This is a genomic window from Mucilaginibacter tolerans, assembly GCF_030519375.1.
GTDB lineage: Bacteria > Bacteroidota > Bacteroidia > Sphingobacteriales > Sphingobacteriaceae > Mucilaginibacter.
In genome coordinates this window covers 77,641-93,047 of sequence record NZ_JAUMKB010000011.1, presented here as the reverse complement: position 1 = coordinate 93,047, position 15,407 = coordinate 77,641, and the positions used below count along the sequence as shown (strand labels likewise).

Annotated in this window: 13 protein-coding genes; 3 read left to right on the top strand and 10 right to left on the bottom strand. The window is 42.6% G+C overall.

All coding sequences use genetic code 11. The features are described from left to right. Nucleotides 1-5 precede the first annotated feature (5 nt). From Q3A68_RS16010 to Q3A68_RS15980, 7 genes are all read right to left on the bottom strand, one after another. Nucleotides 6-2,570: a DUF5686 and carboxypeptidase-like regulatory domain-containing protein gene (locus Q3A68_RS16010; protein WP_302902120.1), complete on the bottom strand. Its 2,565-nt coding sequence runs from the start codon at nt 2,568-2,570 to the stop codon at nt 6-8. A 26-nt stretch (nt 2,571-2,596) separates the two neighbouring features. Then, nucleotides 2,597-2,950 (bottom strand): hypothetical protein, encoded by a 354-nt coding sequence (locus tag Q3A68_RS16005; protein WP_302902119.1) that lies wholly within the window; start codon nt 2,948-2,950, stop codon nt 2,597-2,599. A 148-nt stretch (nt 2,951-3,098) separates the two neighbouring features. Continuing rightward, on the bottom strand, nt 3,099-3,773 hold the full coding sequence (locus tag Q3A68_RS16000; RefSeq protein WP_302902118.1) for an START domain-containing protein: 675 nt from the start codon (nt 3,771-3,773) through the stop codon (nt 3,099-3,101). Between the two features lie 184 nt (nt 3,774-3,957). After that, nucleotides 3,958-5,370, bottom strand: a complete 1,413-nt coding sequence (locus Q3A68_RS15995; protein ID WP_302902117.1) for a TolC family protein — start codon at nt 5,368-5,370, stop codon at nt 3,958-3,960. An 18-nt stretch (nt 5,371-5,388) separates the two neighbouring features. Further along, nucleotides 5,389-8,604: an efflux RND transporter permease subunit gene (locus Q3A68_RS15990; RefSeq protein ID WP_302902116.1), complete on the bottom strand. Its 3,216-nt coding sequence runs from the start codon at nt 8,602-8,604 to the stop codon at nt 5,389-5,391. A 24-nt stretch (nt 8,605-8,628) separates the two neighbouring features. Then, nucleotides 8,629-9,810, bottom strand: a complete 1,182-nt coding sequence (locus tag Q3A68_RS15985) for an efflux RND transporter periplasmic adaptor subunit (protein ID WP_302902115.1) — start codon at nt 9,808-9,810, stop codon at nt 8,629-8,631. Nucleotides 9,811-9,892: 82 nt separating this feature from the next. Continuing rightward, nucleotides 9,893-10,492: a TetR/AcrR family transcriptional regulator gene (locus tag Q3A68_RS15980; RefSeq protein ID WP_302902114.1), complete on the bottom strand. Its 600-nt coding sequence runs from the start codon at nt 10,490-10,492 to the stop codon at nt 9,893-9,895. 159 nt (nt 10,493-10,651) lie between these two features. Between Q3A68_RS15980 and Q3A68_RS15975 the strand changes: the two genes are divergently transcribed. Beyond that, nucleotides 10,652-10,879: a DUF4287 domain-containing protein gene (locus Q3A68_RS15975; protein ID WP_302902113.1), complete on the top strand. Its 228-nt coding sequence runs from the start codon at nt 10,652-10,654 to the stop codon at nt 10,877-10,879. Here Q3A68_RS15975 and Q3A68_RS15970 read toward each other — a convergent pair. The 3 genes from Q3A68_RS15970 to Q3A68_RS15960 all read right to left on the bottom strand — a co-directional run bounded on the left by Q3A68_RS15970 (nt 10,876) and on the right by Q3A68_RS15960 (nt 13,174). Further along, on the bottom strand, nt 10,876-11,262 hold the full coding sequence (locus Q3A68_RS15970) for a DUF302 domain-containing protein (RefSeq protein WP_302902112.1): 387 nt from the start codon (nt 11,260-11,262) through the stop codon (nt 10,876-10,878). The two genes, Q3A68_RS15975 and Q3A68_RS15970, sit on opposite strands and share 4 nt — an antisense overlap. A 19-nt stretch (nt 11,263-11,281) precedes the next feature. Then, on the bottom strand, nt 11,282-12,085 hold the full coding sequence (locus Q3A68_RS15965) for a helix-turn-helix domain-containing protein (RefSeq protein ID WP_302902111.1): 804 nt from the start codon (nt 12,083-12,085) through the stop codon (nt 11,282-11,284). Nucleotides 12,086-12,286: 201 nt separating this feature from the next. Further along, the gene (locus Q3A68_RS15960; RefSeq protein WP_302902110.1) at nt 12,287-13,174 is read right to left on the bottom strand and encodes an oxidoreductase; all 888 of its coding nucleotides are present in this window, start codon (nt 13,172-13,174) and stop codon (nt 12,287-12,289) included. 242 nt (nt 13,175-13,416) lie between these two features. On the opposite strand from Q3A68_RS15960, the gene Q3A68_RS15955 reads away from it, so the two are divergent. Beyond that, nucleotides 13,417-14,463: an NAD(P)-dependent alcohol dehydrogenase gene (locus Q3A68_RS15955; RefSeq protein ID WP_302902109.1), complete on the top strand. Its 1,047-nt coding sequence runs from the start codon at nt 13,417-13,419 to the stop codon at nt 14,461-14,463. A 19-nt stretch (nt 14,464-14,482) separates the two neighbouring features. Beyond that, the gene (locus Q3A68_RS15950) at nt 14,483-15,406 is read left to right on the top strand and encodes a helix-turn-helix domain-containing protein (RefSeq protein WP_302902108.1); all 924 of its coding nucleotides are present in this window, start codon (nt 14,483-14,485) and stop codon (nt 15,404-15,406) included. Nucleotide 15,407 lies beyond the last annotated feature (1 nt).

Sequence of the window (15,407 nt, the reverse complement as noted above, 5' to 3'; positions counted from 1 at the left end):
TATAGTTAGAACTGGAATTTAACCCTTGCCCTTATCCCCCATTTCGGAGCATCGACATTGTCAAGGTAGCTTAACCTCCTTACCAGGTCCAACCGCACCAGTTTGAATATATTCTCAATACCAGCACTCGCTTCCATATAAGGGCCATTGTTTAATGAATGGGTAATCAACTGACCACCTTCTCTCATCGGAAACTGGAATAATGATGGGTCGTTAACAGGGTTATTTTCAGATCTTAAACCTCCCCACAAGCTTTTGAATGATACGACTTCTCTTAGTTTCAGATTATCCAGTAGTGGTATCCTGTTAAAGAATAAGCCATTAAAGTGATGATCGATATTTATACTGGCGTAATGGTCGCTCACAAACTCCAGGTAATTCATCAGGTTGTATGATTCCAATTGAAGGGCATAGCTCTGGTTAGCATGGTGAATATCCAATAATGGGAAAGGCAGTTTATTGAAGATATATCCGCCTTCGGCCTCAACATCGGTAAAACCAAGCTGAGATAAATAGAATCTCTTGGTAATATTAGCGGTCATGCTTTGATAGTTGTATTGACCTTTTAATAGTCCCTTGATACCCTGATCAAAACGCAGGGTGAAGATCGGGTATTTGTCAGGAATTGGCGTGCGGTACAATTTCCCCTGGTAGAATTTTTCATGAGGAGCATATCGCAGCTCGAGTGACAAATCTGTCGTTTGCAGATTATTGATTATATGAGAAAGATTATTTTCTGTATTCTGAAAAACCAATGCACCTCCGGAGGCCTGATTCCAGCTTCTGAACTCAACTTTGTAGGAAAAATGGTTCAAATACTCATGCACATAATCTATCTTGAACTGATCATTATAAGTAAGCAGGTCACTTTCACCACGCTTTATAGATAAAAGAAAGTTATCTTCCTGAACGAAGCCTAATTCCGTACCGGGTATCTTGGTATCGTGCTGAAAACTTGCCCTGATATATTCCTGAGGGAACGAATAGATCGACTTATTATTGAGCGAATAAGTGCCGCTTAGAAAGTACTTGAATTTATCATCGCGAAAACCGTAAGCGCCATAAGTTTCAAAATAATAACGTTTGCTTAAAGCTGTTGTGGTACGGCCACCCAACCGGGCTCTGAAACCTTCAACTGCGTTACCACCATAAAAGGTATTTGTAGGGCCAATTTCAAATGGGCCTTCATTTTTGTAACCGGCCACGAACAGGGTAACAAGATCCATCGTGCGGCGGAATGACGGTATAGTTTGCAAACTGTCGATATTCTTGTAAATATCCAGCTGCGATTGTTTCAAGGTATCAGGGCGATTAGCCTTCCAGAATTCATCCCCTTTCTCTTTGGCATCAAACGCAATCATTTGTGCCGGACCGGTGTAAGTTGATTCAGGGCGCGGTTTGTTGACAGCAAAATTATTGATGAGCACAATGCGCTCGCCATATACACCGCCACCTTTGTTTTTGTTAATACCGAAGTCGATTTTCAGATCACTCTGACTTAAGCGATAACGGCCGGTCTCTGTCTTGGTATAAGCCAGTGTGGTTTGCATTTTGCGTACAAAGTTCAGGTTGACGTTTTTATTAACCGTCAATTCTGCTTTTTGTACAGCATAGTTGTCGTCCATCGTGATGTAAATCTTACCCTCGAACAGCATATTATTGGTATTACGAGGGGTAAAACTCAACTCTATGAGTTGGGGACTAACATCCTTAATGGTATCAGTAATGAAGAACTTATAAAAAGCAGGAGCGCCATCAGCAATCGGGCTAAGCAATTGATTACCTAACAAAGGGATATTGTTATCATAAATCTCAATATCCATATATAAGCGGTTGAAGTAAGTTTTCAAACCATCATTGTCTATAAAGTTTTCGTCATACTTCACCTGCTTGTTGGCCTCTATCACCTGTTTTTTCACATAAGGCGATTTGCGGTAGTAATTATCTGATAACTTTTCTTCGAGGTAAATCGGCAACAGGTTTTTACCACCAATCGCGTCTGAATCCTGTTCGGTAAACAGGAACTGATAATTTTTGAATATCCTTTTATTCTTGAATTTTTCTGATAGGTCACTTAATGAAAACAATACCCTTTCGTACTGCTGAAATTCCGCATAGTTATAATTCTCTATCCTGTTCTGATCCTTATGGGCAATCACCTTACGGATCAGTTCGACAGCCGGGTTATTTTTATTGGTATACCTTGTCTTTTTTCCGCCTCTGATTACCACCTCATTTAAGGTTTTGCGATCTTCAGCCAATACAATATTGATAGTTTGTGTAGTGCCCGGGGTGATATCTTTGTATAGCGTTTTATAACCAATAAATGAGATTTTGATGCGACTATAATTACCATCAATAATTATCCGGTAATTACCCTGTACATCAGTACTGTTGCCAATTGTTGTCCCATCAAATGACACGCTTACACCCGGCATGGTTTCATGTGTGCGGGCATCGGTAACCACTCCTTTTACAATAGTTTGCTGAGCCATCAACGCTGTTGACAGCACAACGAATAAAAGCAGCAGTGTACTTTTAATAATATTGTATGTATAATTCGTTTTCATGATCTTATTACTTACGGTGATTAGTTTCAGGCGGCTTTATTGTAATTGAAATTTTCTTCAGCGCCCAGTTGCAATACTCTTGCGTTTTGTTTTTTGAGATTTTTGACAAAATCAATTATCACATTGTTACTCAAAAATGCAGTGGCTGATAAGACATAACTTTTCAGAAAAATGAGCGCCATACCTGTTTCTGCATCTGATCCTGAAAAATTGTCGCTGAAGATTTGTTTTAACAACAGCGTCAGGTAATAATTTACCCTGTCAGAGGTAATGCCTGCCATAGCAAACAACCTGTTCCATTTGAAGCCTTTAGCCTGGTTTATCATCAATTTAGCGTTGTCTAAAAGTGACTGATCGAAATGTATACATGGTGATTTCATAACTGTTGTGATTAATGATACAAAGGTAAACTAAGTTGACCAAATTAGTCAACTTAGTTTACCAAAAAATTCATTAAAATTGGTATTGTGACATTGCCGTGATATGGCTGACTTTACTATGATAAAAGTCTTAAGGCGGGTACCTCTATTAGTTTTCTATAAACGCAAGAGTTGTATTTTTATAAGCTGGTTTTTGCAATTGTACTTTCAGATTTTCAAAGATTTTCAAAGGGGCATCCGTTGCAAAAATGTTAACCAGCCATGCTGGGAGTGAGCCTCCAGGATCTACATGTATCGAATATTGAACGTGCACCTGGTTGGCCCCCAGTGGAGTGATCACCCACTTGCCAAACGAGTTATCTATCCGTACAATTCCTTTCTTGACGGGGACAAAACCGGGCACGGCGGGGCCATCAATGGTTATTACTTTAGTAACCGGGTCCTTGCTGACAGTTAAATGGGCCACAAAATCGCGGTTTGCAGCAGGCCAGGGCAAACTAACTTCTGAGTAATAATAAAGTTCTGAAGGCGATAACTGTTTAATCAGTTTAGCAGACTTAACATGATATACCCAATCGGTCGCTGTATTAATATCCATTACCACTGCAACCAGTTGAGATGGCGTCGTATTCAAATCACATTCTACTTTAACAGCTTTAATCTTTGAATCGGGCACTATGCTGGTGTATATTTTTATTCCTTCCTTATCGGCGCTCAGTTTCCAATCGTTTTGTGCTGATGCAGAAGCCACGGTTAGCACCAGGGACAACACCATAAAGAACACTTTATTTACCTGGCTAATGATTTGATTAATTGTTTTCATCACTGTAAGTCTATGACACAAAATTAGAATAATTAGTCAATCACGTTGACTAATTATTTCCTCTAAACCACTTTGTGACGTTGGTATGATGCAGCAACATTCAGATGATAAAAGTCATTAAACCAGTTGAAACCTTGCTGCCAAAAGTTTATTAGAACAGGATGGCTCTCACCACCCTGTCTTATTATTTCCAGCCACCGCCAAGAGCTTTATAAAGCTCAGAAACGGCACTTAATTCTGATCTTTTAATAGATGCCAGTTCCAATTCACTTTGCAAAACATTGCTTTGCGCCGTAATCACCTCCAGGTAGTTAGCCATACCATTCTGGAAAAGCAAATCAGAATTGCTGATGGCTTTTTTCAAAGTCTTCAGGCGATCTTCAGCTATGGATTGCTGTGTTTTCAGCTTCTCTATTTTCACCATCGCGCCAGACACTTCACCAACTGCTACCAATACAGTCTGTCTGAACAGGATCACTGTTTTTTCGCGGTTTACTTTTGCTACTTCATAGTTGGTTTTTAACTGTTTATGATCCAGCAGAGGCTGTACCAGGCTACCTGCTACCACACCAAATAATGATGCAGGGATATTAAACCAATTACTTGCTTTGAACGAGTTAACACCGCCTTCAGCCGTAATGCGCAGAGCTGGATACATTTGAGCCTTATTAATACCAACGTTAGCATTGGCTATCGTTAGTGCCAGCTCCTGGCTTCTTACATCAGGTCTACGGCTAAGGATAGCTGAAGGAACACCTGTAGACAGGTTATCTGCAAAGTGGATATCATTCAATGACGCCGTTCTATCGACCTTACCGGGCAATGATCCGGCTAAGATTTGCAAAGCGTTTTCCTGCAAAGTGATGTCGCGTTCAAACTGCGGTACCAGTTCTGCTGCAGCCCCACGTTGCGCTTCAGCCTGTTGAACTGCTAAGGATGTTACTTGTCCGGCATCATATTGTAATTTAATAATGCGCAGTGTGCTGTCGTTTAAAGCGACATTCCTTTTAGCGATACCCAACTGATCATCTAACATCAGCAGGTTATAATACCCTTGTGATACACTTGCTACTATATTAGTTTGAACAGCTTTCTTTGCCTCAGCAGTTTGCAAATAAGTCGCTACAGCAGTTTTATTCTGATTACGGATCTTACCCCAGATGTCTGCTTCCCAAGATAGGGAAGCATTAGCGGAGTAATCCTCGATGTGCTTGGTTTTAATACCTGCTTGAGATAAGCTCAGGCCAGTTACGCTATTATCTGAAGGCCTGGAAGTATTAGCGGTCACGCCAAGGTCAATCTGAGGCACATTGTTCCACTTAACCTGTTTAACCAGCAGATCAGAGGCTTCAAGATTTTTTACTGCGATCTGCATATCATAATTCTTTACAATAGCACTATCAATCAGTTTCTGAAGGGTGGCGTCGGTAAAAAAACTTTTCCAGGGAATATCTGCAACACTGCTGGTATCAGTTGTCGCAGCCACATTGCCAAAACTTTCTGGCAATGCGGGTTTGGGTGTTTCGACATTTTTCGAAACCGTACAGGCGCTCAGTACTACCAGTGCTAAAGCTAACCCGCTAATATATGTTTTCATTGTCTTAATCAATTTTAGTTATACAGTTTCTGCTTCTTCAACGGCAGGCACTTGGTTACCATTCAAATGGTGTGTATCTATTTCACCATCATTCAGTACAGCTACTGGTACTCCGGTTATCCTTTCCTGCAAATGCTGGAAGATGATAAACAACACCGGAATGATGAACAAACCAAGTACTACCCCTGACACCATCCCACCTGCAGCCGCAATACTAATAGAGTGATTACCCTGCGCAGAAGGACCGGTTGCAATACTCATCGGGAATAAACCGAATACGAATGCAAGTGAAGTCATGATAATAGGCCTTAATCTTAACTTAGCAGCTTCAATAGCCGCAGATATTAAGGATAAACCATGCCGGCGCCGCTGTACTGCAAACTCTACAATCAGGATTGCGTTCTTGGCCAGCAAACCAATGAGCATGATCAGCGCCACCTGAACATAGATATTGTTTTCGATGCCATTCAAACCGATAGCGATGAACACACCCAACACCCCAGTAGGAATTGATAGGATAACCGCAAATGGTAGTATATAACTTTCATACTGTGCTGACAGCAGGAAGTACACGAACACCAAACACAACATGAACACGATCCCGGATTGGCCATTTGAAGATATCTCTTCCCGGGTCTGACCAGTAAAGTCATAAGTGTAACCTAACGGCAATTGCTCTTTGGCTGTTTCTTCTATCGCCTTAATGGCCTCACCTGAGCTGAAGCCCGGTTTAGGGATCGCATTGATCTCAATAGAGTTGAACAGGTTATAACGTGATGCCGTTTCTGAACCATATACACGTGTCAGTTTCACCAACGTATTGATAGGCACCATCTCTCCTCTGGTGTTCTTTACAAAGACACGATCGATGGCTGATGGATCAGCACGGTCGGCAATATCAGCCTGAACCTGCACACGATAGTATTTACCAAAGCGGTTAAAGTCGGATACCTGGGCGCTACCAAAGTACACCTGCATAGTTTGCAGAATGTCTTTTACACTCACGCCTAACTGGTTGGCTTTATCGTCATCAACCTCTAATTGCAACTGTGGATAGTCGGCCTTGAATGATGTAAAGGCATAAGCTACAGCCGGTTTTTTCATCAACTCCATAATAAAGTTGTTGGCTACACCGCTGAATTTATCCAGCTTGCCGCTTGTCTTGTCCTGCAATACAAAGTCTAGCGCTTCAACGTTGCTGAATCCGGGAACGGTTGGGAAGCTGAACACGAAGAAACTACCTCCATGAACCTGGCCCAAGTCGCCCCTGATCTGCTCCATTATGGCGTTAATATCCTTCATCTTTCCACGTTCTTCAGGCTTCTTAAGCAGCACAAAGAAAATAGCTGATGACGGGCTGTTCGATCTGGTCAGCAAATTAAAGCCCGGGACAGAAGTAACGAACCGCGCTGCTGGCAATTTGCCTACTGTGCTTTCAGCCTCTTGCATTACCTTGGATGTGCGATCAAGTGAGGTACCCGAAGGTGTATTTACAGCAATAGCAATAAAGCCCTGATCCTCTGTTGGGATAAATCCTGTTTTTGTGGTACGGATCATCCAAACAGTTGCAAACGTGATGATAGCCAAACCCGTCATCGCAATCCATTTATTTTTGGTCAGGAATTTCAGGCCGCTTGTATAACGATCGGTTAATGTATTAAAGCTGGCATTGAATCCCCTGAAGAAGCGTTGCTTAAAGGTTGTTTTGGGCTGATCCTTATTTTCATCAGTATGCAATTCCTTTAAGAACAAGGCTGCTAATGCCGGGCTAAGCGTTAGGGCGTTCACAGCTGATATAACGATCGCAATGGCCATTGTAAAGGCAAACTGGCGATAGAATACACCTGTCGAACCTTCCAAAAAGCCAACCGGCAGGAACACAGCCGCCATCACCAAAGTAATGGATATTAACGCGCCGGTGATCTCGTGCATGGCCTCCAGCGTTGCTGCTTTGGGGCCAAGATGTTTATGCTCCATCTTTGCATGAACCGCTTCGACCACCACAATGGCGTCGTCCACTACGATACCGATGGCGAGCACCAATGCAAACAGCGTTAGCAGGTTGATAGAGAAGCCGAAGATCGACATAAAGAAGAACGTACCTATAATGGCCACTGGCACCGCTATTGCCGGTATCAGCGTAGAGCGGAAATCCTGCAGGAAGATAAACACCACCAGGAATACCAGCACGAAGGCTTCGATCAGGGTATGTTCTACCTGGTTGATCGACTCATCAAGTGCGGTTTTGGTATTATAGAAGATGTTATATTTTACTCCGTCAGGAAAATCCTTCTTAGCCTTTTCCATCACCTTATTGATGGCGATCTGTATCTGGTTAGCATTCGATCCAGATAACTGGATAACACCGATACCGATACCTTTTTTACCGTTCAAACGGGTTAAGCTGGTATAAGAATAAGCGCCCAGTTCAACACGGGCCACGTCTTTCAGGCGTAATACTGAACCATCGGGATTTGAGCGTATAGGTATATTTTCGTATTCCTCCGGTTTAGAAAGTTTACCCTTGTATTTAATTACATATTCAAAAGATTCTTTGCTGCTTTCTCCGAAACGACCAGGAGCTGCTTCCAAACTCTTATCCTGTATAGCGGCAAATACTTCGGTAGGCGTAATGTGATAGGTCTCCATTTGTGTAGGGTTCAGCCATACACGCATAGAATAATCCTTAATACCGCCGAATATAGTAGCAGATCCAACACCCGGGATACGTTTTAGTTCGGGGATGATGTTGATCTGTGCATAGTTGGCTATGAAGGTTTGATCGTATTTCTTCTCATCATCAGCATACATACCGATAGCCATGATGAAGCTGTTTTCCTGCTTGGCAGTATTAACACCTTGCTGTACCACTTCTGCAGGTAACTGGCTGGTCGCCTGTGACACCCGGTTCTGCACGTTTACGGCAGCCTGGTCTGCATTGGTACCTAATTTAAAGTATACGTTGATAGCCAGTGTACCGTCATTACTTGCGGTAGAGCTCATGTAGGTCATATTCTCCACCCCGTTGATAGACTCTTCCAGCGATGGTGCCACCGACCGCAGCACGGTTTCGGCATTAGCGCCCGGATAGATGGCTGTTACCAGCACTGAGGGCGGCGCAATGTCCGGGAATTGTTGCAAAGGCAACCTGTACAGACCAAGCAGACCCAGTATCACCAATATGACGGAGATAACTGTGGCTAGTACCGGTCTTTCTATGAATTTCTTTAACATGATTATAAGTTCTTAGTGTGACAATTAGTTAGCAGCAAGCTTATTGGCTGCTTTTTGAGGATGAATCACGGCACCGTCCTGCAAATGGTCAAAACCGCTCAGCACAATCTGGTCGCCTACTTTCAGCCCGTCTTTAATCAGGTAATCGTTACCGGTTTTGCCTACAACAGTGATAGCAGTTTTCTTTACCTTATTGCTATCAGCAACTGCGAATACGAATACCTTATCCTGTACTTCGATGGTAGCTGACTGTGGCACTTTCAACACATCCTTATGCTGTAAGCTCAGGCGTATTTTTCCTGTATTACCAGAGCGAAGTAAGCCCTGAGGATTTTCGAAATTTGCCCGCAGCGTGATAGCACCGGTAGTTTTATCAAACTGACCGTCTATCATATCTACCTTGCCTTGTTTAGCATACACGCTGTTGTCAGCAAGTAATAATGATACTGATGGCAATTGTTTCAGTTTGTCTTTCAGAGTTTGACCAGGATATTGTTCTTTAAAGTTGACAAAGTCCTTTTCGCTCAATGAGAAGTAAACATGCACGTCGTGAACATCGGATAATTGTGTTAACGACTCAGGATCAGTTGGGCCAACAAGGCTGCCTTGTTTTTTCAATAACCGACCTATATAGCCGTTTACCGGAGCCTTGATTAATGTATAGCCCACGTTGATCTGTGCAGTCGAAACATTTGCTTTTGCCTGTTCGATATTTGCTTTTGCAACGTCCAGGGCTGCTTTTGCAGTCTTCAACTGATAGTCAGATACTACTTTGTTTTGAACCAAAGGTGTTAATTTATCCACTTCAAGCTGAGCATTCGCAGCAGCGCTTTCAGCAGCATGCAGGCTAGCGATGGCATTGTTTAATGCTGCCCGGTAAGGTTGATCGTTGATCTTGAACAAAGGTTCGCCTGCTTTTACAAAGGCGCCTTCATCAACAAAAACTCTATCGAGGGTACCGCTTACCTGCGGACGTACTTCAACATTGACTGTTCCTTCTACTGATGCAGGATATTCCTGGTAAGTAGTATCGGTGCTTGACGCTATGCTTTCGACCGGCAGTGATGGTGGCGGCGGCGCCGGTGCAGCCGCAGGGCTCGATGAACAGCTATATATGAAGAGCATAATCAAGCCCAAAAGAATCGCCATTGCAATGTTAAAGTATTTAACATTGTTTGATAAGTGTGACAGTGATCGATTTTCCATTGTATTTATTTATATGTAGATTAAGTTTTTGTTAATTTAACGTTGTTTAATTGTTTAACAGCGTTAAGTACTATTGAAAAAATTACGCAGATAATGACCGTGTGATGCCGCTGATCGCAGTTTTTAATATCTCACGATTAATCTCGTCGGGTGTCGTGCGCCTAACCATATTGATAGAGATCAAACCATGTATCACCGACCAATAAGTGTAATATTTAACACAGATATCATCTTCGCTTGGTTTCTGAGGCGCCATAATCTCCTGGATGACCTCGGTAACTAAAGTGAATGGCACTTCTGCTTCAGGCATTATCTCGGCGAGTTCACAACAATTTACATCTACACCGAACATTACCTGGTAAAGTTCTTTTTGCGTAAACGCAAAATTCCAGTAGGCCAGCCACATGGCTTCAATTTGTTTGGCAGGCAGACGGTGTTTCTCCTTCGCCTCTTTCATGTCCTTTGCCAGTAATAAAAACCCCTTGCGGGTTAGTTCCATCAATATCGCTTCTTTGTTAGCGAAGTATTCGTATATGATCGGTGCGGTATATTCTATCTTGTCGGCAATCTTGCGCATACTCAGCGACTGCCACCCTTCCTCTTTCACGATATCCAGCGAAGCGTCCAGGATATTTATCCTGGTTTCTTCTTTTAATCGCAATATTCTATCCTTGCTTCCCATTTTTAATTACGACTGTAAATTTATTTAACAGTGTTAAGCAAAGGTAAATGCATTTTTGGGGAGATAGTACCATCCAATTGTCATTTTGCTTAACAGTGTTAAATTATTTTTTAATGTTAGCAGAATTCACCACTTTTATTTATCAATTAACTAATAAATATGTCGTTTCAAGCTTATTTAGATAATATTCAAACCAAGACCGGCAAGAGCCCGGACGACTTTAAAACCATGGCCGAGCAAAAAGGATATACCCAAAATGGCAAGCTAAAATCAAATGTGAAGGCTGGTGATATCGTAAAATGGCTCAAAGGTGATTACGCACTTGGGCATGGTCATGCAATGGCTATTTATGCACTGCTAAAAGGAATAAAGAATGAAGGCGATTAATCGCCTGTTACCTTTGCTATTAGCTGATCAAGATTCAACGGTGTATTCTCGTTTTGCGATAAGCGGTACCGGTCTTCAATATATTTCGCATCATTGCAAGCTACCCAAACCTTGCTGTTATCATCTTGCCATGCAATTATCTTTAATGGCAGATCAAGTGCGATTAATGGAGTTTGAGCCATCAATGCGCCGCCAGCTTTAGGGTTACCAAACAGCAGAAACTCAAGTGCGCCTATGGTTTGTCCTGTTTTTCTCAGCTCGTCTTGCTGATCAATCCGGGCGTAAATAGTGGCTCCATGTTCTTCTAAGAACTGCTGCAAATGATCAATAGTCTCTCTTACAGAGTATTTGCCTGGGTAAATGTTAACGCCTTCTGGATTCATAACCTATGGTTTTAAATTATTAAACTCTTGATGGCGCTACGCCATACGCCTTTTTAAATGCAAAAGAAAAATGTGAAAGGTCCTCAAAACCTAATTCCAGGTAAACATCTGAGGCGGCTTTACCTTTTTCTTTGATCATATAATAAGCTTCCTGCAACCTTCGCTGTAAAAGCCAGCGGCTGGGCGATAGATGGAATATCTTTTCAAAATCGCGCTTAAAAGTTGCTAAACTCCGCCCTGTTAAGTACGCAAACCGGTTCAGCTCTACATTAAAATGGAAATTCTTGTTCATAAAAGCTTCCAGATCTATTTTACCGGGTTCACTGAAATCGAATAATATATCTTTTAGTTCAGGATTTACTTTGAGCAGCAGCAGAATAGCTTCGTTCAATTTGTTAGCTAATAGATTTTCATTATCCAAACCATTTAGCTGCAAATAAGGCAGCAGCGAATCCATATAGTTTTTATACAACGCATCCTGTTTCAGCTTTAAAACGGCATCGCCATTTACATGATTCTGCGACCCATAACCAAACTCCATACTGAAGTTGCGAAGCGTCTGCTGGTCTAATCGCACTGAAAGCGACTTAAACTCCCCTCCTTCAGGCGGTACTTTTAGAAACTTCATCAAATGGTTTCGCTTGCCAAACCTGAAGCTGCCTTCGTTAAAAACATATTCCTTATTACCGTCATTCATTATCATGGTACCGGCCACCTGGTAGGTAAAGCCATGCTCAGGAACAAATTGCTCCCCTTCCCTGCTGCGGTTTACATAGCAGGAATAAGCTATAGAAGGTAATTTTTTATCCGTTGATGAAAGCATTGTCAAATCTATAAATCTCTGTTCCCTTTATGATCAAGGAGCCAGAGAAAAGTTAAATCAGAATATACAACTCCTCCCCTGAATTCAGGGGAGGTTGGCAGGGGTAAAATCTGGATATAGCTTAACCTGTCCTTAAGTCTTACCCACTCTATCGACGCTGCGCCGGACATCTCTCCCTAAATTTAGGGAGAGAATTTAGTTTTATCTTTTTGAAGCAAACAGCGCTTTTCCAGCTTCAGTTTCAAGGGGATTTACTGCATCATCATGATTTGTTGAATGACTCACTGAAATCCAGTTCTCCATCTCTTCACTTCTCACGGCATCCGCATGCTTTATCAGCGCTATGGCTTCACTTCCCAATACTAAATGTACAGGTGGCTCAGGATGATCTGCCAGTTCGATCATTACCCGCGCAGCTTTAGCCGGGTCGCCCATCGGTACAAATTTGTCGCTGTTAAATAATGTTTTTCTTGCACCGACAGTTTGCTCATACCCTGCAACGTCCGGTATAAAGTTCTCAGACGCAGTAGCTACCCAATCTGTACGGAAGCCGCCGGGTTCTACACTGGTTACTTTAATGCCCAACGGCGCCACTTCTTTTGCAAGCGCTTCGGCAAAGCCGCCTACACCAAATTTCGCTGCCTGGTAAATGGTTAACCCTGCATTACCAACTCTGCCGCCAACCGAACTGATCTGTAAAATACGGCCAGAACGTTGTTTGCGCATGATAGGCAATACAGCCCTTGTAATAGCTATCGGCGCATATAAATTTGTTTCCAATTGGCTGCGTACCTGCTCCTGGGTATAAGCTTCGGCTGCGCCGATGATTCCGAAGCCTGCATTGTTTACCAGTATGTCGATCCGCCCAAAACGATCAACTGTCTGCTGAACTGCTTTTTGAATCTGATCGTTATCAGTTACGTCCAGTTGTAAGGGAAGTATCTGACCGGGATACTGCTTTACTAAATCATTCAATTGTTCCGGGGTACGGGCCGTTGCTGCCACCTTATCGCCTTTAGCCAATACGGCTTCTGTTAAGCTGCGTCCCAATCCGCGGGAACTGCCTGTTATAAACCAAATCTTTGTCATTGTCTTAAATTTTGATAAGACAAATTTCCCTCAAATCCGGCTCGGCCGCTTTGTTTAAACGCTCAAATTACTTTGTTAAAACGCTCACTAGTTTAGCTTATCTATATGCTAACTTTGCCTTAACATCATTGTGACATTAACATGATGATTGCAACCAGTTTGGCTACAAGAAAAACCATTATGGCTAATGATGTTTTGCTTTTATTACCCAATATTTGTAACCACAAAAAAACAGGAAACTTATGATACAGACCAAAGGCTATGCAGCCCAAACCAACAAATCTGACTTAGCTCCGTGGAACTTCGAACGCCGCGAGGTAGGTCCTCATGATGTACAATTTGATATCCAATATTGCGGGGTTTGCCACTCCGACCTGCACCAGATCAAGGACGACTGGTTTCCCGGTATTTTCCCGATGGTTCCCGGTCACGAGATCGTTGGTCGCGTAGTAAAAGTGGGCGCACATGTTACTAAATTTAAAGTAGGCGACCTTGCTGCGACCGGCTGTATGGTCGACTCATGCGGCCATTGCGAAAATTGCAAGGACGACCTGGAGCAATACTGTCTTGAAGGCCCCACTTTCACCTATAATGGTATGGAGCGCGATGGCTCGATGCCAACCTACGGCGGTTATTCGAATACGATTGTTGTGAAGGAAGAGTTTGTTCTTCATCTTTCAGACAAACTCGACCTGGCAGCTACTGCTCCACTTTTGTGTGCCGGCATCACTACCTACTCACCCCTGCGTCACTGGAAAGTAGGCAAAGGCCATAAATTGGCCGTGTTGGGCCTAGGTGGTCTTGGCCACATGGGTGTAAAATTCGGTGTAGCATTTGGTGCCGATGTTACTGTATTAAGTACTTCGCCTAAGAAAGAAGCAGACGCAAAAAAATTAGGCGCTCATCACTTTGTGGTTACTTCTGATCCGGAACAGATAAAAGCAGCGCAAGGGACTTTTGATTTCATCCTTGACACTGTTTCGGCTAAGCATGATTTTAACATGTACCTGTCGTTACTCAAAACCAATGGCACCATGATGTGCGTAGGTGCTCCGTCTGATCCTGCTGATATATCAGCTTTTAGTTTATTAATGGGCCGGAAAAGTGTAGCGGGCTCGGCCATAGGTGGTATAAAAGAAACCCAGGAAATGCTTGATTTCTGTGCTGAGCACAATATCGTATCAGATATCGAACTGATCGACATCAAAGATATTACCACTGCTTTCGAGCGTATGGAAAAGGGCGATGTGCGCTACCGCTTCGTGATCGATATGGCGACTCTGAAGTAAGCCTAATTAAACATCAATAATGAAAAAAGAAACCAAACAGCCGCGTGTGTTCAGTTCGATTTCGGAATTGAACCATGCGCTTGGTTTGCCTAAACCCCTGCATCCGCTTATAAGTTTGAATTATTATAAGGATATGAAACCCGAATGGAGCAGCATTGAGGGAGGAATGATCATGAACCTGTATAAAATATCTTATAAAAGTAATTTTACCGGCAGGTTTAAGTACGGCCAGCACTTTTATGATTTCAATGAGGGTGGTTTGTGTTTCGTCTCTCCTAACCAGGTCATTTTGGTAGATGATACGGAGCAGGATTACGGCGGTTTCTCATTAATGATTCATCCTGACTTCCTTAGAAATTATCCTTTAGGTAAACAGATCAGGAACTATGGTTTCTTTTCTTATACATCGGCCGAGGCACTGCATCTTTCCGAAAAAGAAAAAGAGACGATCTTCGGTGTGATCAAAATGATTGAAGATGAGCTGGCATTGCCAATTGATCAGTTCAGCCAGGATGTAATGATCGCACAGATCGAATTATTGCTCCATTACAGCAACCGCTATTACAACAGGCAATTCATTACCCGCAAAGCAGCTAACCATGATCTCCTAACTCGCCTGGATATACTGCTGACCGAGCATTTCGATACCAGAAAAGCAATGGAAAGCGGCTTACCTACCGTGCAAGATGTTGCTGCACAATTACAGGTGTCTCAACGTTACCTGAGTGATATGCTTCGTTCTTTGACAGGTCAGAATGCACAGCAGCACATCCACAATAAACTGATTGAGAAGGCCAAAGAAATATTAAGCTCCAGTAAGCTTTCTATTGCTGAAATTGCCTATCAATTAGGATTTGAACACCCGCAGTCGTTTAATAAACTATTTAAACAGAAAACTAACCAGTCGCCGGTCGCATTCAGGTCATCATTTCTGCAAAACTGAT

Excerpts from the sequence above, each read along its gene's own strand:
- Q3A68_RS16010 (WP_302902120.1), bottom strand. The coding sequence starts at position 2,570 with ATGAAAACGAATTATACATACAATATTATTAAAAGTACACTGCTGCTT.
- Q3A68_RS16005 (WP_302902119.1), bottom strand. The coding sequence starts at position 2,950 with ATGAAATCACCATGTATACATTTCGATCAGTCACTTTTAGACAACGCT.
- Q3A68_RS16000 (WP_302902118.1), bottom strand. The coding sequence starts at position 3,773 with ATGAAAACAATTAATCAAATCATTAGCCAGGTAAATAAAGTGTTCTTT.
- Q3A68_RS15995 (WP_302902117.1), bottom strand. The coding sequence starts at position 5,370 with ATGAAAACATATATTAGCGGGTTAGCTTTAGCACTGGTAGTACTGAGC.
- Q3A68_RS15990 (WP_302902116.1), bottom strand. The coding sequence starts at position 8,604 with ATGTTAAAGAAATTCATAGAAAGACCGGTACTAGCCACAGTTATCTCC.
- Q3A68_RS15985 (WP_302902115.1), bottom strand. The coding sequence starts at position 9,810 with ATGGAAAATCGATCACTGTCACACTTATCAAACAATGTTAAATACTTT.
- Q3A68_RS15980 (WP_302902114.1), bottom strand. The coding sequence starts at position 10,492 with ATGGGAAGCAAGGATAGAATATTGCGATTAAAAGAAGAAACCAGGATA.
- Q3A68_RS15975 (WP_302902113.1), top strand. The coding sequence starts at position 10,652 with ATGTCGTTTCAAGCTTATTTAGATAATATTCAAACCAAGACCGGCAAG.
- Q3A68_RS15970 (WP_302902112.1), bottom strand. The coding sequence starts at position 11,262 with ATGAATCCAGAAGGCGTTAACATTTACCCAGGCAAATACTCTGTAAGA.
- Q3A68_RS15965 (WP_302902111.1), bottom strand. The coding sequence starts at position 12,085 with ATGCTTTCATCAACGGATAAAAAATTACCTTCTATAGCTTATTCCTGC.
- Q3A68_RS15960 (WP_302902110.1), bottom strand. The coding sequence starts at position 13,174 with ATGACAAAGATTTGGTTTATAACAGGCAGTTCCCGCGGATTGGGACGC.
- Q3A68_RS15955 (WP_302902109.1), top strand. The coding sequence starts at position 13,417 with ATGATACAGACCAAAGGCTATGCAGCCCAAACCAACAAATCTGACTTA.
- Q3A68_RS15950 (WP_302902108.1), top strand. The coding sequence starts at position 14,483 with ATGAAAAAAGAAACCAAACAGCCGCGTGTGTTCAGTTCGATTTCGGAA.